Source organism: Streptomyces misionensis (assembly GCF_007896895.1).
GTDB classification, from domain to species: domain Bacteria; phylum Actinomycetota; class Actinomycetes; order Streptomycetales; family Streptomycetaceae; genus Streptomyces; species Streptomyces misionensis_A.
The window spans coordinates 6962-25450 of sequence record NZ_VOGW01000072.1 but is presented as its reverse complement, the minus strand read 5'-3'; the positions used below and the strand labels follow the sequence as shown (position 1 = coordinate 25450).

Below are 18489 nucleotides of genomic sequence, written 5' to 3'. Positions count from 1 at the left end.
CGAGGCGGAGGACCCCGAGGACGCCCGGCAGCGGCTCGGGGTCGCGCAGGCCGCCGTGCTGTCCTCGCTGGTCGCGGGGGCGCCGGTGCCGGAGGGGTTCGACCGGGCGCGGATGGGGGTGCAGGCGCGGGCGCTCGCGCGGAAGCGGGCGGACGTGGTGGCGAAGGTGGCGCCGGAGTTGCCGGTGCTGCTGGGGGCGGGGTACCGGGAGTCGTTCCTGGAGTACGCGCGGGAACGGCCGATGCGCGGCGGCTGTCGCAGGGACGCGCTCGACTTCGCCGCCTTCCTGCTGGAGCGCCGGCGGCCCAGGGTCCCGCGGCGGGAGCTGCGGGAGTGGTGGCTGGACCGGTCGGGACCGGCACCGCGGGGGCGGCTCGCGCGGGCCGCGGGACGGGTGCTGCTGCGCAGGTAGTGCCCGTGGCCCGGGGTCAGCGTCCCGCCACCCACAAACGGAACGTCACATACCGGCGACACCATGTCCACATGGTGAAAAGAGCATGGCATCAGCCCTGACCCCTGGCATACAAAAAGCGTCATGTTCTGGCTCCTTCTCCTGCTCCTGGCCTGGGCGTTCGCCGGTACGGCCTGTACGCGCCTGTGTGTGACGGCGGTCCGCGCCGCGGACTCGGACCCCGGTCCCGAAAGCGCGGACGGGGGGCCCGAGCTGACCCTCTACGAGGCGGCGTTCCTGTCCGGGGGGCCGGGGCGGGTCGCCGATGTCACCCTCGTCTCCATGGCCCGCCAGCGACGGCTGCTCCTCGCGCACACCGGCTGGGCCACGGTCGTGGACCCGTGCGGGCGGGACGAGATCGAACGGTCCGTCATAGGGGCCATAGGCCCGCAGGGCCAGTCCAGGATCGCGCCGGTACGGGCCCGCGCGGCCGGCACGGACGAGGTTCGGCGGCTCGCCGACCGCCTTGTGCGCACCGGCCTCGCCGTGCCCGAGGGCGCGCCGGCCGTCGGCACCGCCGTGCGCCACGTGCGCGCCGCGGCACTGGCCGTGGCCGTCCTCGGCGCGGTCGCGCTGCTGCTGCCCCTGCCGACCGGCACCTCGCGGCCGATGGTCGCCGTGTGGTTCGCCCTGCCGCTCGTCCTGACGCTGAGCTGCCTCGCCATAGCCCGCTTCGAGGTGCACCCGTACTCGCCGTGGGCCTCCGCGGCCGGTCAGCGGCGGCTGGGCACGCTGCTGCGCCGGCGGCGGGCCGGTGACGAGCCGTCCCCGCTCACCGCGGTCGCCCTGCGCGGCATCCGCGCGATCGGCGAGCCGGAGCTGCGCGCTGCGTTCGCCCACCGCGACGCGCCGCCGCGGGAGTAGGACCTTTCTTCCGGCTCGGGGGCGCATCGGGGCACCGGGGCCGACACCGGCCGGGCGGTGCTTGCCTTCCCCGGAACCGGTCCGAGACATCCCTTGTGCCGTCGCCGGACGTACCGAAGGGATGCCCCTCGAAAGCCGTCGCCCTGTGCGCGGCCGCCGGGTCCTTGCTGCTGACCACCCTGGCCGCCGCCCGGCGGGGAGCGCGGGGGCGGTCCCCGGCGCCGCCGAGCTGCGCGGCACCCTCGTGGCCGCCGCCCGCGCCCGTACCGCCGGCATCCGCTTCGGCCCCTGCGACCCCGCCGACGTGCCGCGCTCCCCCGCCGAACCGCGCTGCGGCACCGTCGCCGTCCCGCTGGACTACGCCGACCCCGACGGCGCACAGATCCGGCTCACCGTCAGCCGCACCCCGGCCACCGGGAAGGACGGCAGGCGGGCGGTGGCCCGGCAGGGGGCCCTCGTCCACGACCCGGGCGGCCCCGGCGCCTTCGGCCGGACCCGGAGAGGGTCTGGTACCGCGGCAAGCTCGACCGGTCGGCCGCGTGCGAGGAGCGCTGGGCGGACTTCCGGGACCGGATCGCCCGGCACGACGGCGTGTAGCGGCTCGGCGACACGCCGCGGAAGGTGCGGGCCGGTTACGACACGGCCGCCGCGCGGCCGGCCCGCGAGCCGGCGGGCGGGAAGGCCGGGCCCGGCCAGTTGCAGAACGCGTTTCTGACGGCCGGGTACTACGACACCTGCCGGCCGAGCCGGGCCGCCGCCCTCTCGGCGTATCTGCGCGGCGATCCGCAGCCGCCGCTCGCGCCGGCCGCGCCGGGACCCGGCTCGGCCGCGGCGGAGAACGGCGGCGCCGTGTACACGGCCGTCGAGTGCGACGACGCGCCCTGGCCCACGGACTGGGCGGTGGGGGACCGGGACAACACCCGGCCGGCGCGGGTGGCGCCGTTCGAGACGTGGGACAACACGTGGGTGCACCCGCCCTGCGCCTACCGGCCCGCGCCCCGGCAGCGGCCGCTGGACGTGCGCACCGGCCCCGGCGAGCTGCCGCCGGGGCTGATCCTGGCGGCCGAGCGGGACGCGGCGGCGCCGGAGAGGAACCGGCGGCTGGCCGGGCCCCGGCTGGTGACCGAGCGGGACGCGGGCTCGCACGGCATCGGAGGCGGCCCCCACACGTGCGTCGACGCATACCTGGACGACTACCTGCTGGAGGGCCGCCTCCCCGAACGGCACGCCTCCTGCGCACCCCACGCGGAGCCCGAACCGGAGACCCGCCGGGGCTGACCGGCGCGGGCGGTTCCCTACGCCAGGTCGGCCACCAGCTGGGCGACGTCCTTGCGGCGGCCCGTGAAGAACGGGATCTCCTCGCGGACGTGCATCCGGGCCTCGGAGCCGCGCAGGTGGCGCATCAGGTCCACGATGCGGGCCAGCTCGTTGGCCTCGAAGGCGAGGATCCACTCGTAGTCGCCGAGCGAGAACGAGGCGACCGTGTTGGCGCGCACGTCCGGGAAGCCGCGGGCCATCTTGCCGTGGTCGGCGAGCATGCGGCGGCGGTCCTCGTCGGGCAGCAGGTACCAGTCGTAGGAGCGCACGAAGGGGTAGACGCTCACGTAGTCGCGGGGCGTCTCGTCGGCGAGGAACGCCGGGATGTGCGAGCGGTTGAACTCGGCCGGGCGGTGCAGCGCCATGTTGGACCACACCGGCTCCAGCGCACGGCCCAGCTTGGTGCGGCGGAAGAGGTTGTACGCCTCCTGGAGCTGGTCGCTGGTCTCGGCGTGCCACCAGATCATCAGGTCCGCGTCGGCCCGCATGCCGGACAGGTCGTACGTGCCGCGGATGGTCACGTCCTTGGCGGCCAGCTGGTCGAACAGCTCCTGGACCTCGTCGGCGTAACCCGCGCGGTCGGCCGGCAGCACGTCCTTCAGCTTGAAGACGGACCACAGGGTGTAGCGGATGACCTCGTTGAGGTCCTTGGCCAGCTTGCCCTTGTTGGGGATCCTGCCGGACTCGATGATGGGGGCGTCGTCACTCATGTTCCTATTCTCCTGCTCCGCCGTGAAGGCTCTGCACCGGGTGGGCCGTCAGTTCCTCGACGCCGCCGAGATCCCCGGACAGCTGGTCCACGGCCGCGTGGGCACTGGCGATGCACCCCGGGATGCCCACGCCGTCGTACTGCGCGCCGCACACCGCGAGGCCGGGCAGCTTCGCGATGTGCTCACGGATGCGGGCCACGCGCGCGTGGTGCCCGACCGGGTACTGGGGCAGCCCGTCGGTCCAGCGGGTGACCACGGTCTCGACGGGTGCGGCCTCGATGCCGACGGCCTCGCGCAGATCGTGCCGGGAGACCTCGACCAGGTCGGCGTCGTCGCGGCCGAGCACCGCGGTCTCGCCGTACCGTCCGACGGAGGTGCGCAGCACGACCGTCTCCGGGTCCTCCTCGGCGATCCAGCCCCACTTCTGGGAGGCGAAGGTGGAGGCCTTGATGGTGCGTCCGTCGACGGGCGGCACCAGGAAGCCGCTGCCCTCGGGCAGGGACAGGTCGGCGCGCCGGTAGGCGAGGGTGATCAGGGCCATCGAGGCGTACTCGACGGCGGCCAGTTCGGCGGCGGCCGCCGGGGCCTCGGCCCGCAGCAGCCGCGCGGCGGCCGGGGCGGGTACGGCGACGACCACGGCGTCGGCGCGCAGCTCGCGGTCCCCGGCGGTGACGCGCCAGCCGCCGGCGGCCTCGCGGCGCAGTGCGGTGACGGGGGCGTCGGTGAGGATCTCGCCGCCGCGTGCCCGGACCGACGCGGCGACCGCGAGCGGCAGGGTGCCCACACCGCCCTCGATGCCCATGAAGACGGGCCCGGTCTGCCGGCTCGCCGCCGCCTTGGCCTGGATCTCGCGGACGCCCTCGGTGAGGGAGGTGTGCGCGCGGGCGGCCTGGAAGAGCTGGGGGACGGCCGAGCGCATCGAGATCCGGTAGGCGTCGCCCGCGTACACCCCGCCGAGCAGGGGCTCGACCAGGCGGTCCACGACCTCGCGGCCGAGCCGGGCCGCCACGTACTCGCCCACCGCCACGTCGTCGCCGACCTCGGTACGGGGCAGTTCGGCGTCGCGCTCGATGCGGGCCAGGCCGTCCTCGGACAGGACGCCGGCGAGGGCGGCGGCGGTGCCGGGCACGCCCATCACATGGCCCTTGGGCATGGGGCGCAGGGCGCCCCGGGTCCAGATGGCGGCGCTCGCGACGGCGGGCGGCTGGAGCCGGTCGGCGAGGCCCGCCTCGCGGGCGAGGGCCACCGCCTCGGGGCGGCGGGCCAGCATCGACTCGGCGCCCAGGTCGACCCGGACGCCCGCGATCTCGCCGGGCAGCAGCTTGCCGCCGACCCGGCCGGTGGCCTCCAGCACCGTCACCCGCGCGCCGCGCGCCAGCAGCCGGTGCGCGGCGGCCAGCCCGGCGATGCCGGCTCCGATGACGACGACCCGGCCCGGACTCGTACCCGTTGTGCTCATGTCCCCACTCTCTCAGACACCGCCGACGGCCCTGGTAGGGCCACAGGTCCCCCGGTGCCGCGCGCCACGGCGAGCGTTTAGCGTTGCTCCCATGAGCGTGCATCAGGGGCGGGAGCGGCTGGTCGTCGTCGGCGGCGACGCGGCCGGCATGTCGGCGGCGTCGCAGGCGCGGCGGATGAAGGGGCCCGAGGAACTGGAGATCGTGGCGTTCGAGCGCGGCCACTTCACCTCCTTCTCGGCCTGCGGCATCCCGTACTGGGTGGGCGGCGCGGTCGCCGAGCGGGACGCGCTGATCGCCCGCACCCCCGAGGAGCACCGCGCCCGGGGCATCGACCTGCGGCTGCGCACCGAGGTCACGGAGCTGGACGTGTCCGGCGGGCGGGTGCGGGCGCGCGACGTCGACTCCGGCGCGCAGTCGTGGACGTCGTACGACCGTCTGGTGATCGCGACCGGGGCCCGCCCGGTGCGCCCGGAGCTGCCGGGCGCGGACGCCCCCGGGGTGCACGGGGTGCAGACCCTGGACGACGGGCAGGCGCTGCTGGACACCCTGGCCCGGGCCCGGGGGCGGCGCGCGGTGGTCGTGGGCGCCGGGTACATCGGCGTGGAGATGGCCGAGGCCCTGATCGACCGGGGGTTCGAGGTGACGGTCGTCAACCGCGGCAAGGAGCCGATGTCGACCCTGGACCCGGACATGGGCCGCCTGGTGCACCGCGCCATGGAGGGGCTGGGCATCACCATGGTGAACGACGCCGAGGTCACCAAGATCCTCACCGGCGAGGACGGCCGGGTGCGCGCGGTGGCCACCCAGCACGCGGAGTACCCCGCCGACGTGGTGGTCCTCGGCATCGGCGTGCGCCCTCAGACCGCGCTCGCCCGCGCCGCCGGGCTGCCGCTCGGCGCCCACGGCGGGCTGCTCACCGACCTGGCCATGCGGGTGCGCGGCCACGAGAACATCTGGGCGGGCGGCGACTGCGTGGAGGTGCTGAACCTGGTCTCCGGGCAGGAGCAGTACGTGCCGCTGGGCACCCATGCCAACAAGCACGGCCAGGTCATCGGCACCAACGCGGGCGGCGGCTACGCCACCTTCCCCGGGGTGGTCGGCACGGCGGTCAGCAAGGTCTGCGACCTGGAGATCGCCCGCACCGGGCTGCGCGAGAAGGACGCCCGCCGGGTGGGTCTGCGGTACGAGACGGTCACCATCGAGTCGACCAGCCGGGCCGGCTACTACCCGGGGGCGTCCCCGATGACGGTCAAGATGCTGGCCGAGCGCCGCACCGGGCGGCTGCTGGGCGTGCAGATCGTGGGCCGGGAGGGGGCGGCGAAGCGGGTGGACATCGCCGCGGTGGCGCTGACCGCGGGCCTGACCGTGGAGCAGATGACCGCCCTGGACCTCGGCTACGCGCCGCCGTTCTCGCCGGTGTGGGACCCGGTGCTGGTGGCGGCGCGCAAGGCGGCCGCGAAGGTGCGGGAAAGCTGAGCGGCGCGGCGGGGGGAAGCCGACCGGTGTGGGAACCACCCGATTGGCGCAGGGTCCGGGGGGCACTACTGGTGTGTGGTCATCCCCGTCCATGACGTCAATCCGGTGCGCCGCACCCCCTGGGTGACGTACGCCCTGATCCTCGCGAACGTCCTCGTGTTCCTGTCCACGCCCGGCATGCCCGGTTCCGTGACCGGCGGCGAGAACCTGGCGCAGCTGTGCCATCTGGAGGCCTTCATGGACCGCTTCGCTGCGGTCCCGAGGGAGCTGATCCACGGCCGGTTGCCGCATCTGGTGCCGACCGGCCAGGTGGGGATCGGCCCGCACGGCCCGGGCTGTGTGGTGGCGCCGCCCACCTACCGGAAGTCGCCGCCGCTGTCGGTGTTCACGGCGATGTTCGTGCACGGCAGCTGGCTGCATCTGCTGGGCAACATGCTGTTCCTGCTGATCTTCGGCAACAACGTCGAGGACCGGATGGGCCACATCCGCTTCTTCGTCTTCTACGTCGTCTGCGGCTATGCGGCCGGATACGGCTTCGCGCTGCTCAACGCGGGCTCCGCCGACCCGCTGATCGGCGCGTCCGGCGCGATCGCCGGGGTGCTCGGCGCCTACATCGTGCTGTGGCCGAGGGCGCGGGTCTGGGTGCTGGTGCCGTTCCTGATCTTCCTGCCGCTGCGGCTGCCCGCCTGGCTGGTGCTGAGCTTCTGGTTCGTGCTCCAGGCCGTGTACTCGTCCGGGCAGGCGGTCTCCGACGCCGGGACGGTGGCGTACGCGGCCCATGTGATCGGCTTCCTGGTGGGCCTGCTGATCGCCCTGCCGCTCAAGCCCGGCACCCCGCCCCCGCCGCAGCCGCCCGGCATCCTCTTCGGGGGCAGGGCGCGCCCGCGCCAGGTCTGGTAGCGGCACCGCGGGGCGGTGCCCGGCCGCCCGGGCCGGTACCCGCATCGACGATTACGGCCCCGGCGGCCGGCCGTTTCTTGCCTCTGCGTGCCCCGCTCTGTTCCGAGACCGCACGGCGGCGGAAGACGCGCGTCCGCACGCGCGATTTCTGCCTGCGGTTCTGCCTGGAGACGCGAGTGGCGCGCTGGTTGGCTGTTCGGTGCGGGTCGGGAACCCGGGCCTCGCCGATGCGGTCCGGTTGCGCTCCAGCGAGGTCGCTGCCCGTACGACGCGCCGTCCGGCCCAGCCGGGCGCCGGCCGCGGCCCTCCCGGGCGACACGCGGCCGGCCGTCCTGTTCCCGTCCGCCACAGCCCCGAAGCAACGCCCCCTGAGGGGAGAACAACTTGAGTACGGTGTTGACGACGGCCTCCGTGCCGGACCGGGACAAGGTCGTGTACTGGAACAACGCGGTGAGCAGGACGCTGGTGCCGATGACGGTCGCGCCGCGTGGCGACGGCCCGTTCGACGGCCGGATCGCCACCAACCGTCTCGGGTACCTCCAGGTGTCCACCATGGAAGCGGACGCGAACCGGGTCAGCCGTACCCCGGCGCTGATCGCCCGCTCGCCGCAGGAGCTGGTGGCGGTCGGTGTCCAGGTGTCCGGCACGGCCACCTTCATCCAGGACGGCCGCAGGGCGGAAGTGGGCGAGGGAGACCTCGTGGTCTACGACACGACCCGGCCGTACTCCTTCGACTACCCGCGGCGGTTCACCACGCACATCTTCCAACTGCCCCGGCGCGTGCTGGGCCTGGCGGACACCGATCTGCGGCAGGTCACGGGCAACGCCATCGGCACCGGGGACGGCTTCGGCGCGATGCTGCTCCCGTTCCTGGCCACCCTGGCGTCCTCGGCGGACGGCTATGCGCCGGCCGTCGCGGACCGGCTGGCCGGCAATGTCGTCGACCTGTTCGCCACCCTGATAGCCGAGCGGTCGAATCCGGGCGGCACGGACGACGACACCGCCCGCGGCCATCTGCTGACGCGTATCCGCACCCACATCAACCGGAACCTGGGCGACCCGGACCTGTCGCCGGAGAGCATCGCCCGCACGCACCGGATCTCCGTCCGGTACCTGCACCGGCTGTTCCAGGGCGAGGGGACCACCGTGGGCCGGCTCATCCAGCAGCGGCGCCTGGAGGAGTGCGGACGGGAGCTGGCCCGCAGGGGCAGATCGACCCCCACCGTGTCCGCCGTGGCCCAGCGCTGGGGCTTCGTCAACCCCGCCCACTTCAGCCGGGCCTTCCGCGCCGCCTACGGCGTCTCCCCCCGCGACTGGCGCAACCAGCGCACCGCCCAGGACGACGGCGGGCGGTCCGCGGCGGGCACGGCCGCGCCCGGGACCTACCCGCTGCCGCTGCCGGTGCCCACGGTGCCGATCGGCCAGGGGGCTGACCGGGTGTCGGCCAACGGGTAAGGTCCCCGATCGAAACGACGCGGAGCGCCCTGTGCCCGCGGCGGCGGTGCCCCGGCCCGGCGCCCGGCGGCCTCGACCCCGCATACCGCCCTCCGCCCCAGACACCCCTACACCGAACAGCCCATTTCGTCTTTCCGCCCCGTGGCCCTGCCGGCAGGAGATTGTGTGTCCGACTTCGCTCCCTCGTCCGTTCGGCACCCTGTCCTGGACCGCCCCACCCGAGCCCTCGTGGCCCGGCACGCCGACCTGCCGCCGGCGAACGACCGGGGCCCGGAGCAGGCCCGGCTGGACCTGGCCCGGATGCAGGACGAGGGCGACCCGCTCGACGAGGAGGCGACCTGCGCGGAGTGGCTCGCCCTCCCGGGCGGGCCGACCGGGCACGTCCGGGTGAAAGTGGTCAGACCCGCCGACAGCGTCGGCGAGCTCCCCGTCGTGCTGTTCGTGCACGGGCTCGGCTGGGTCCTGGGTGACGCCGGCACCCATGAGCGCCTGGTGCGCGAGCTGGCCGTCGGCGCGGACGCGGCCGTCGTCTTCGTGGAGTACGAGCGCGCCCCCGAGGCGCGGTACCCGGTCGCCGTCGAGCAGTGCTACGCGGTGGCGCGGTGGATCCACGAGCGAGGCGCCGAGATCGGTCTGGACGGGAGCCGGATGGTCGCCGTGGGCGACTCCGCGGGTGCCAACCTGGTGGCGGCGCTGACCCTGCTCGCCAAGGAGCGCGGCGGAGTGCGGCTGCTTCAGCAGGTGCTGCTCTGCCCGGTCACCGACGCCGACTTCGACACCCCGTCCTACCAGGAGTTCGCCAAGGGCTACTACCTCGGCCGCGAGACCATGCGCTGGTTCTGGGACCAGTACCTGCCCGATGTCCGCCGGCGCAGCGAGGTCACGGCGTCACCGCTGCAGGCCTCCCTGGAGCAGCTCACCGGGCTGCCCCCGACCCTGGTGGTCACCAGCGAGGCCGACGTGGTGCGCGACGAGGGCGAGGCCTACGCGGCCAAGCTCCGCGAGGCCGGCGTGGCGGTGGTCTCGATGCGCTACCACGGGACGATCCACGGCTTCATGGTGCTCGCCCCCCTGCACGACACGGACGCCGCCCGCGCGGCCCGCATCCAGATCCTCGACACCGTCCACGTCGCCCTGCACCGGTACGCCTGCTGATCGCGCCGCCTCCAACGACGACGGCGCGGCCGCTCCGGGGCCGGCGCCCGAACGGCGGCCGGCGCCGGGCCGGGCCGTCACCCGCCGTCCGACAGCAGTTCGGCGATCACGCGGTCCAGGTCGAGGAAGAGTCCCTCCGCGCCCGGCGGCACGACCGAGCGGGCGCGTTCCAGGAACGCGGACACCGCCGAAGCCGCGATGTACAGCACGGCCGCTCCGGCCGGGGACCTGACGACGATCCGCACCGCGTGCCGAGGGCCGCCGTGCCAGGGCGTCACCAGGATGTCCCCGACGCCCGCCGGCCGGCTCAGCCCCTGGGACAGGAGGCTGCGCGCGAACACCCAGTCGACCGTGCCGGTCGAGGTCATCCCGATGGAGAGGCACACGGCGTAGGGGTCCGCCCGGTCGTAGCGGAGCTCGGCGGGCAGGGAGACCGGCGGTTCGTCCGCGACGATGACGTGCACCACCACCTCGTCGGTGACCGAGGTTTCGGCGGCGCTGTGAAACGGCTGAGTCATGTCTACCCGTCCAGCAGGTTCTGAGGGGGTGGCAGTCTGCGCGATCGACCCTAAAACCGTGGGTGGACCGGCATTGCCGGGGAACGTACGGGGCGTTGCCCGTCAGAGCACCGGGCGCGGTCGCGGTGCCGGCGCGGCTCACCCGCGCGGCTCACCCGGCCGGGAGCGAGTCCAGGAGCCTGCGCGCGGTCCGCAGCGCCTCGGGGTCCACCGCGTCCTCGCCGAGGTCCAGGACCTGGCGCAGACAGGTGCGGGCCTCCTCGATCTCTCCCAGTTCGATCAGGGCCGGTCCCAGGTACACCAGCGCCTGGCCCGCTCGGTAGGTCAGACCGATGCGCTCGGACTGGACCAGCGCGTCGCGGTAGTGGTCGGCGGCCTCCCGCCACCGTCCCAGGGCGGCGTGGTCACGGCCGAGGCCGTGGGTCACATGGGCCCGGGTGAGATCGGCGACATGCCCGCGCACCGGGCAGCCGGGCGCGTCGAGGAAGGCGATGGCGCGCGTGTCGTAGGTCAGGGCCTGCTCGGGCCGGCCGAGCAGACGCAGGACGGCCGCGTGGCTCATCATGGCGTTCAGCCAGACCTCGTGCTCGCCGGCGGCTTGTGCCACGTCGATGGCGGCCAGGGTCTTCTCGGCGGCCGCCGCGGCATCGCCGAGTTGCCGGAGCGCGCCTGCCGCATGCACCAGTGCCGCGGCCTGCTGGGAGACGTCCCGCGCGCGCCGGGCGTACTCCAGCGCCTCACCGGCCCGTTCGGCGGCCTCGCCGTAACGGCGCTCGCACACGGTCAGGGCCCAGGCGTACATGTTGAGGTGGAGGGCCCGCGCCTTCGGGTCGTCCAGCGCGGCGGCGGACTCGCTGGACAGACGGAAGACCTCGGGCCAGTGCCCCCAGAAGACCCACAGGTCGCAGAACCACTCCATGGCATCGGCGGTCTCCAGGACCAGGGTGTGCTCGCCCCGGTGCGCGGCGTCGCGCAGCGCGGCGAGCCAGGCGGGGGCCTCGCCGCGGAGCCAGGCCCCGGCCGCCTCGGCGCTGTCCAGCGGGTCGAGGCCCCGCCAGGAGGACGGCGGCGCCCCGTGACCGGACTTGAACCAGCGGCCGGCGACCGTGGCGGTGTCCAGCAGCCACCTCCGCAGCCGGCCCCCGGCCGCCTCCCGCTCCTCGGGGGTCTCTTCCCCGGACAGCCGGGCACGGGCGAACAGCCGCAGCAGGTCGTGCAGTTGACAGCGGCCGTTGAAGGCGACCCGGAGCAGCCCGGCCTCGATCAGCTCCTCCATCAGGTCCTCCGCCTCGAACACGCCGGTCGCGCTCAGGGCCGCCCCGTAGGCCGCGGTCATGTCCGGTCCCGGGACCAGGCTCAGCAGGCGCAGCAACCGGGCGGCCTGGGGAGTCAGCTGCCGGTAGGACAGTTCGAAGGCCGCCTCCACCCGTACGTCTCCGACGGCGAGCGCGCCCAGCCGGCGTTCCTCGTCGGCCAGGCGCCCGGCCAGGCGGGCCACGCTCCACCCCGACCGCACCGTCAGCCAGTTGCCCGCCACCCGCAGCGCCAGCGGCAGCCGCCCGCACAACTCCGCCACCCGCGCGACGGCACCGGCCTCCGCGTCCGCGCGCTCGGCGCCGAGGATCCGGCGCAGCAGCTCCACCGCCTCGGACTGCGCCAGCTCGGTCAGCGCCAGCCGGTCGACGTCCTCCAGCCCCGTCAGGGGCCGCCTGCTGGTGACCAGCACCAGGCTCTCCCCGCCTGCGGGCAGCAGCGGACGCACCTGCTTCTCGTCACGGGCGTTGTCCAGCACCACCAGGCACCGGCGCTCGGTCAGCAGCGCCCGCAGCAGCCCCGCGTGGCCCGGCGCGTCCTCCTGCCCCAGCCGCCGGTCCGACACGCCCAGGGCCCTCAGCAGCTGCAGCAGGGCCTCTCCCGGGTCGACCGGGCCCGCCACCCCGTGCAGGTCCACCACGAAGCACCCGTCGGGGAACTCGCCCGCCAGGTCCGCCACCGCCTTCAGCGCCAGCGTCGTCTTCCCGCACCCCGGAGGGCCCGAGACCACCGCCACCGACGCCCCGGCGCCGGTGCGGGCCCGTTCCGCCGCGTCCCGGAGGAACGCCAGTTCCGGGCCGCGTCCGGTGAAGTCCCGCACGGACCGCGACGGCACGGCCGATCCGGCCGCCGGCGTGCGCGCCGGACGCGCCGCGCGCACGGCCGCGATCAGCGCTTCCCGCTCCGCGTCCGCCAGCCCCAGCCCCTCGGCGAGCGCCACCACCGTGCGCCGCTGCGGGACCCGGCTGCGCCCCCGCTCCATGTCGCCGATCGCCCGGACGCTGACCCCCGACGCCTCGGCCAGCTCCTCCATCGTCAGCCGGCCCCGCTGGCGCAGTCCGCGCAGCACGACCCCGAACGGACTCTCGCCCGGCACGCCCTTCTCCGTCTCCTCGCCCAGGCGAAGAATACGGCGCGGTCGCGGCCTTCACGGCGGCGAGCCGGAGTGGGGGCCCTTTCCCGGGGACGAGGAAGCCACCGGGCGCGCGCCGAGCGCGCACGGATCGTGTCCCGACAGCGCACCGGCGCCGGCCCCGGCTTGTCCGGTGCACCGGCGCGGAAGGCGCGTGGACCGACGCGGTCGGCGGCGAACCGACACAACGCACCGGAGATCTCCGCGGCATTCCGCGCCCCGGAGCCGGGAAAGCCGCGCCCCTCGCCACCGAGGGACCGGCCGCCGACCCGGTGAGGTACGCCTGCGACGCCGGCCCCTACCGCTTCGTGCCCCGGGTCGTGATCGTGACCACGGCAGCCGGCAGCGCCGACAGGACCCCGGTGACCATGGCCGGCGCGGGGGTGAGGGCCGACGCGAGCACCAGGACGGCCGCGCCGAGGAAGGGGACCCCCTGGGCGAGGCGCCGGCGATGGGGGCGCAGGTGCAACGCCCACACGGTGGTCAGGAAGACGGCCGCCGGTACGGCGACCATGGCGCCCGCGGCCTGCGGGGCGATGCCGGTGCGGTGGGTGACCTGGTCGGCCTCGACGGCCAGGCCCGCCCCGACGGCGGCGGCGGACGCGAAGATCAGGTAGTGGCCGTAGGCCCACCGGAACCTTCTGCCGGGCCCCCGGTGGGTGGTGGCGAGCAGGGTGTGGGCGGGCCGGGCGAAGTACAGCCACCACATGGCGAAGACCGTCAGCAGACCGCCCGCCGCCACCGCGCACAGCGGCCAGGTGCCGCGGTGCTCGTCGAAGGCGGTGCGCACCGCGGCCGTGGCGGAGGCGACGGACTCGCCGAGCACGATCAGTGTGAACGACGCGTACCGCTCGGCGATGTGGCGCGGGTGCCAGGGGGTCGTCCCGGCGGCCTGCGCCCACACCGGGACGCACACCTCCCCCACCACCAGCACCGCGATACCGGCCGGACGGATCGCCTGGGGCAGGAGCAGCAGTCCCACCCAGCCGATCTGGCAGACCACCACCCCGGCGGCGAACCGCAGTGCGGTCCGGCGCCGCCGGGGGTCCGCCCGCGCGGCGCGCAGCCAGAGCCCGGCCAGCGCGCCCCGCATCACGACGTACCCCAGGGTGATGACGCTCAGGTCGTCCCCGTCGAACGCCCTCCGCACCCCCGCCGCGAGGATCAGTGACCCGGTGATCTGGGCGAACACCGTCAACCGGTACGGGACGTCGTCCGGGTCGTAGGCGGAGGCGAACCAGGTGAGGTTCATCCAGGCCCACCACACGCTGAAGAAGACGATCCCGAAGTGCACCACACCCGCCGTGCCGTGCCCCTCGCCCACCGCGGCGCGCAGCCCGGCGGACGCCTGGCTCACGGCGACCGCGAAGCACAGGTCGAAGAGCAGCTCCAACGAGGTGGCGACCCGGTGCTCCTCCCCCGGATCGCGGGCCCGCATGGCTCCCGGCCGGCGGCGCGGCGCACGCCGGACCGGGCTCACTTCTCCAGGAAGGCGAGGAGGGCCGCGTTGACCTCCTCGGCGTGGGTCCACAGCAGGCCGTGCGGGGCGCCCTCGATCTCCACGTAGTCGGCGGACGGAAGCGCCCGGTGGAACGGCCGCGCGGTGCCCTCGGCGGGCAGGATGCGGTCGGCCGTGCCGTGCACGATCAGGGCCGGCACGTCGATGGCCGGGATGTCGGCCCGGAAGTCGGTGTACCAGGTCGACGGCGCGGCGGCGGCGGCGAAGAAGCCGCCGCTCGCGGCGACGTTCCAGCTGCCCCGGACCGCTTCCTCGCTGATCCGCGTGCCGAGGTTCTCGTCGAGGTTGTAGAAGTCCCGGAAGAAGTCGCTGTAGTACGCGTAGCGGTCCGCCTTCACGGCCGCGACGACGCCGTCGAAGAACTCCTTGGGGGCGACCCCGTCCGGGTTGTCGTCGGTCTGGAGCAGGCAGGGCTCCAGCGAGGCCAGGAAGGCGACCTTGGCCACGCGGGCGGAGCCGTGGGCGGACACGTACCGGGCGACCTCGCCGGTGCCCATGGAGAACCCGACCAGGACGGCGTCCCGCAGGTCGAGGGTCTCCAGCACGGTGTTCAGGTCGGCCGCGAAGGTGTCGTAGTCGTAGCCGGTCGTCGGCTGGCTGGACTGCCCGAAACCGCGGCGGTCGTAGGTGATCACGCGGTAGCCCGCGTCGAGCAGCGCCGCGCTCTGCCGCTCCCAGGAGTGGCCGTCGAGCGGGAAGCCGTGGATGAGGACGACCGGCTGCCCGGTCCCGTGGTCCTCGTAGTAGAGGTCGATCGGAGTGGAGTTCTCCTGGCCCACGGTGATGTACGGCATGGCTGTCTGCTCTTTCGTCTGAAGTGTCTGTCGGGGGCAGCGGAGGCGGGTCAGCGCAGGGCCTGGCGGAGCCAGTGCCTGACGTCCGGGGTGACCGGGTCGGCGATGTCGGCGAATTCCTCGTGCTTGCGCAGGAACGACGCCACGTACGGGCAGACCGGCACGACGCGCTTGCCCGCCCGCCGCACATCGGTGAGGGCCTGCTCGACCAGGCGGGCGGCGAGGCCCTGTCCGGCGAAGGCGTCGCCGACCTCGGTGTGGTAGAAAACGCGCTGCTCGTCACGGTCCAGGTACTCGGTGAAACCCGCGAGTTCGCCGTCGACCAGGATCTCGTAGCGGTGTTCGTCCTCGGCTCGTTCGACGACGGGTACGGCGGGCGTGGCCATGTCAGGGTGCCTTTCCGGGATCTGGGCGCGTGACGGCCGGATGCCGGGTGGTCGCCGAGGGCGGACCGGACCGCGGGCCCGTTCGGCCGCCGACAAGAACGCTAGGGGCCCTCGCCCTCCCGTGTTGTCCGTGCGTGCACCGCTACCGGCCCGCCAGCGCACTGCGGGAAGGACGCCGGCCGCGGCGTGTGGTCGATGGCGGCCCGAAAACGCGTCCGGCCCCCGGCGGTGCCGGGGGCCGGATCGTGTTCACCCTGCGGGTCAGCGGGCGCTCGCGCCGTGCACGTACTCCACGAGGCGGGTCAGCGCGTCCGGGTCGGTGTTGGGGATCACGCCGTGGCCGAGGTTGAAGACGTGTCCCTCCAGACCGGCGGCGGCGTCCAGCACCTCCTGGGCCTTGGCCTCGACGGCGTCCTTGCCGGCGAACAGCACGGTCGGGTCGAGGTTGCCCTGGAGCGCCTTGCCGGGGCCGACGCGCCGCGCGGCCTCGTCCAGCGGGACGCGCCAGTCGACGCCGACGACGTCCGCGCCGGCCTCGCCCATCAGTCCCAGCAGCTCACCGGTGCCGACACCGAAGTGGATGCGCGGCACGCCGTACTCCGCGACCGCGTCGAAGACCTTCGCCGAGGCGGGCAGCACCGAGCGCCGGTAGTCGGCGGGGGCGAGCGCGCCGGCCCAGGAGTCGAAGAGCTGCACCGCGGAGGCGCCGGCCTCGATCTGCACCTTGAGGAAGGCGGCCGTGATCTCGGCGAGGCGGTCCAGCAGGTCGGCCCAGAGCTGAGGGTCGCCGTACATCATCGCCTTGGCGTTCTCGTACGTCCGCGACGTGCCGCCCTCGACCAGGTAGCTGGCGAGGGTGAAGGGGGCGCCCGCGAAGCCGATCAGCGGGGTGGACCCCAGCTCGCGGGTGAGCATCCCGATGGCCTCGGTGACGTACGGGACGTCCTCGGGGGTGAGGTCGCGCAGCCGGGCGAGGTCGGCGCGGGTGCGGATCGGCTTCTCGACGACCGGGCCGACACCGGGCTTGATGTCCAGGTCGATGCCGATGGCCTTGAGCGGGACGACGATGTCGCTGTAGTAGATCGCCGCGTCCACGTGGTGCCGCCGCACCGGCTGGAGGGTGATCTCGGTGACCAGCTCGGGCCGCGTGCAGGACTCCAGCATGGGAATGCCCTCCCGTACCTTGAGGTACTCGGGCAGGGAGCGGCCGGCCTGGCGCATGAACCAGACGGGGGTGTGCGGCACGGGTTCGCGCCTGCACGCCTTGAGGAAGGCGCTGTCGTACGTCTCGGTCGGCTGCTTGCCCGCAGGGGCCTCGTTCGCGGTCACGGGAAAAGTCTCGCATGCCGCCGCGGGCGGGCCGTGCACAGGCGGCGAGCGAGCGCACGTCGCGGGGTGTCTTGCCTGCGCAGGGGCCCGGTTCCCCTTACTCTTCCCCGCATGGCTGCGGCTCACGGACGAATGTCGGAAGGCGCTGACGGATTGGGTGACGTGAAGGACACCGATGAGGCGGACCGGCACTCGGGTGCCGCGGGTCCGCCGGCGTTCCGGGCCGCGGTCGACGCCCTGCGCGCCTGCCGGCTGCGGCCGCAGGTCGAGGTGGAGCCGACCCCCGCGCCGCAGCGGCTCGCGCCGTACGCGTACGCGCTGGAGGCGGTGGTGGTGGACGGCGACCAGGAGCTGGCCGACGGACGCCTGGTGCTGCTGCACGACCCGGCCGGGCACGACGCGTGGCGGGGCACGTTCCGGCTGGTGACGCTGGTGCGGGCGGAGCTGGAGCCGGAGATGGCGGCCGATCCGCTGCTGCCGGAGGTGTGCTGGTCGTGGCTGACCGGGGCGCTCCAGGCGCGCGGTCTCGGCTACGGCGAGCCGAGCGGCACGGTCACCCGCGCCAGTTCGCACTACTTCGGCGGTCTCGCCGACCGGCCGTCCGCCTCGCAGATCGAGATCCGGGCGTCCTGGACGCCGCGCGAGGGGCTCGGCGGGGTGCCGGACGCGGCGGCCCATCTGGCGTCCTGGTGCGATCTGCTGGCGCAGGTCGGGGGGCTGCCGCCGGCCGGTCCCGGGGACGCGTCGGTGGTGACGCTGCCGCAGCGCAGGGGTCCGCAGTCCCGGTGAGGTGACGGCCGGTTCCGGCCGTCGTCATCCTCTTGGGCGCCTTATTGACCATCTCTTTGTCGATACGGCCACATTGCGCACTCGAATCGCATCCGCTCGGACCGATTCGATCTTCGGGTGATCGATCGCGTGTCCGAATTGCGCAGATTGTTACTCACTAGATCGTGATCACTCCCTAAAGGCGGACACGTTTGCTGCCGAAGACGACTGTGACCTTGAAAGCACGGTTCGTCCCGGCTTCTTCCCCACAAGCCGGCCCCGTCCCCCCACCCAGGAGGCCTGGTGTCCGTTCTCCTTGAGCAACCCGCAAGCCTGGTCGCCTACCGCCCGAACAAGCCGACCGCCATGGTGGTCGTGGCCGACCCGCGCGTGCGCTCCACCGTCACCCGCCATCTGTGGGCGCTCGGTGTGCGCGACGTCATCGAGGCCTCGTCCATCGCGGAGGCTCGTCCCCGCATCGGCAACCCCCGCGACATCTGCGTCGCCGACGTCCACCTGCCCGACGGCTCCGGCCTGACCCTGCTCTCCGAGACCCGCGCGGCGGGCTGGCCCAACGGGCTCGCCCTCTCCGCCGCCGACGACATCGGCGCGGTCCGCAACGCCCTGGCCGGCGGGGTCAAGGGCTATGTCGTCACCGGCACCCGTACCAATATCGGACTCCCCACCCGGCCCGGCGCCGCTCCCCTCGGCGCCGGGCCGGGTGGGGAGTCCGATATTGGTACGGGTGCCGGTGACGACATAGCCCTTGACCCCGCCGGCCAGGGCGTTGCGGACCGCGCCGATGTCGTCGGCGGCGGAGAGGGCGAGCCCGTTGGGCCAGCCCGCCGCGCGGGTCTCGGAGAGCAGGGTCAGGCCGGAGCCGTCGGGCAGGTGGACGTCGGCGACGCAGATGTCGCGGGGGTTGCCGATGCGGGGACGAG

The 18489-nt window shown here is 74.3% G+C and carries 14 protein-coding genes and 3 pseudogenes; 9 read left to right on the top strand and 8 right to left on the bottom strand.

Annotated elements, in window-relative coordinates:
- The 3 genes and pseudogenes from FRZ03_RS13085 to FRZ03_RS13075 form a co-directional block, all read left to right on the top strand.
- Positions 1 to 412, top strand: a pseudogene (locus tag FRZ03_RS13085) (endonuclease); the annotation flags it as partial.
- A 123-nt stretch (positions 413 to 535) separates the two neighbouring features.
- Positions 536 to 1315 (top strand): TIGR04222 domain-containing membrane protein, encoded by a 780-nt coding sequence (locus FRZ03_RS13080; RefSeq protein ID WP_146465315.1) that lies wholly within the window; start codon positions 536 to 538, stop codon positions 1313 to 1315.
- 164 nt (positions 1316 to 1479) lie between these two features.
- Positions 1480 to 2593, top strand: a pseudogene (locus FRZ03_RS13075) (alpha/beta hydrolase).
- A gap of 17 nt (positions 2594 to 2610) precedes the next feature.
- On the opposite strand, the gene hemQ reads toward FRZ03_RS13075, so the two are convergent.
- The gene (hemQ, locus tag FRZ03_RS13070) at positions 2611 to 3342 is read right to left on the bottom strand and encodes a hydrogen peroxide-dependent heme synthase (RefSeq protein WP_146465314.1); all 732 of its coding nucleotides are present in this window, start codon (positions 3340 to 3342) and stop codon (positions 2611 to 2613) included.
- A gap of 4 nt (positions 3343 to 3346) precedes the next feature.
- Positions 3347 to 4801 carry a protoporphyrinogen oxidase gene (hemG, locus tag FRZ03_RS13065; RefSeq protein WP_146465313.1) on the bottom strand — a complete coding sequence of 485 codons (1455 nt, stop codon included), beginning with the start codon at positions 4799 to 4801 and terminating at the stop codon, positions 3347 to 3349.
- 91 nt (positions 4802 to 4892) lie between these two features.
- On the opposite strand from hemG, the gene FRZ03_RS13060 reads away from it, so the two are divergent.
- The 4 genes from FRZ03_RS13060 (at position 4893) to FRZ03_RS13045 (ending at position 9788) form a co-directional block, all read left to right on the top strand.
- Complete coding sequence (locus FRZ03_RS13060) at positions 4893 to 6278, top strand: FAD-dependent oxidoreductase (protein ID WP_146465312.1); 1386 nt, start codon at positions 4893 to 4895, stop codon at positions 6276 to 6278.
- 75 nt (positions 6279 to 6353) lie between these two features.
- Positions 6354 to 7178, top strand: coding sequence for a rhomboid family intramembrane serine protease (locus FRZ03_RS13055; RefSeq protein ID WP_146465311.1), 825 nt, complete (start codon positions 6354 to 6356; stop codon positions 7176 to 7178).
- 384 nt (positions 7179 to 7562) lie between these two features.
- Entirely contained in the window at positions 7563 to 8633 is a 1071-nt protein-coding gene (locus FRZ03_RS13050; RefSeq protein WP_146465310.1) for an AraC-like ligand-binding domain-containing protein, read from the top strand.
- Positions 8634 to 8798: 165 nt separating this feature from the next.
- Entirely contained in the window at positions 8799 to 9788 is a 990-nt protein-coding gene (locus FRZ03_RS13045) for an alpha/beta hydrolase (RefSeq protein WP_146465309.1), read from the top strand.
- 77 nt (positions 9789 to 9865) lie between these two features.
- Here the strand turns inward: FRZ03_RS13045 and FRZ03_RS13040 are convergent, their stop codons facing one another.
- The 6 genes from FRZ03_RS13040 to hemE all read right to left on the bottom strand — a co-directional run bounded on the left by FRZ03_RS13040 (position 9866) and on the right by hemE (position 16780).
- Positions 9866 to 10306, bottom strand: coding sequence for an SsgA family sporulation/cell division regulator (locus FRZ03_RS13040; RefSeq protein WP_146465308.1), 441 nt, complete (start codon positions 10304 to 10306; stop codon positions 9866 to 9868).
- Positions 10307 to 10457: 151 nt separating this feature from the next.
- The gene (locus tag FRZ03_RS13035) at positions 10458 to 12716 is read right to left on the bottom strand and encodes an ATP-binding protein (protein WP_261398968.1); all 2259 of its coding nucleotides are present in this window, start codon (positions 12714 to 12716) and stop codon (positions 10458 to 10460) included.
- A gap of 334 nt (positions 12717 to 13050) precedes the next feature.
- Positions 13051 to 14190: a low temperature requirement protein A gene (locus FRZ03_RS13030; protein WP_146465307.1), complete on the bottom strand. Its 1140-nt coding sequence runs from the start codon at positions 14188 to 14190 to the stop codon at positions 13051 to 13053.
- 38 nt (positions 14191 to 14228) lie between these two features.
- Positions 14229 to 15065 (bottom strand): alpha/beta fold hydrolase, encoded by an 837-nt coding sequence (locus FRZ03_RS13025; RefSeq protein WP_146465306.1) that lies wholly within the window; start codon positions 15063 to 15065, stop codon positions 14229 to 14231.
- A gap of 50 nt (positions 15066 to 15115) precedes the next feature.
- Positions 15116 to 15451, bottom strand: a complete 336-nt coding sequence (locus FRZ03_RS13020) for a GNAT family N-acetyltransferase (RefSeq protein WP_146465305.1) — start codon at positions 15449 to 15451, stop codon at positions 15116 to 15118.
- Positions 15452 to 15712: 261 nt separating this feature from the next.
- Entirely contained in the window at positions 15713 to 16780 is a 1068-nt protein-coding gene (gene hemE, locus FRZ03_RS13015; RefSeq protein ID WP_146465304.1) for a uroporphyrinogen decarboxylase, read from the bottom strand.
- 111 nt (positions 16781 to 16891) lie between these two features.
- Between hemE and FRZ03_RS13010 the strand changes: the two genes are divergently transcribed.
- The gene (locus FRZ03_RS13010) at positions 16892 to 17569 is read left to right on the top strand and encodes a DUF3000 domain-containing protein (protein WP_146465303.1); all 678 of its coding nucleotides are present in this window, start codon (positions 16892 to 16894) and stop codon (positions 17567 to 17569) included.
- 282 nt (positions 17570 to 17851) lie between these two features.
- Positions 17852 to 18489: pseudogene (locus FRZ03_RS40265) on the top strand (response regulator); the annotation flags it as partial.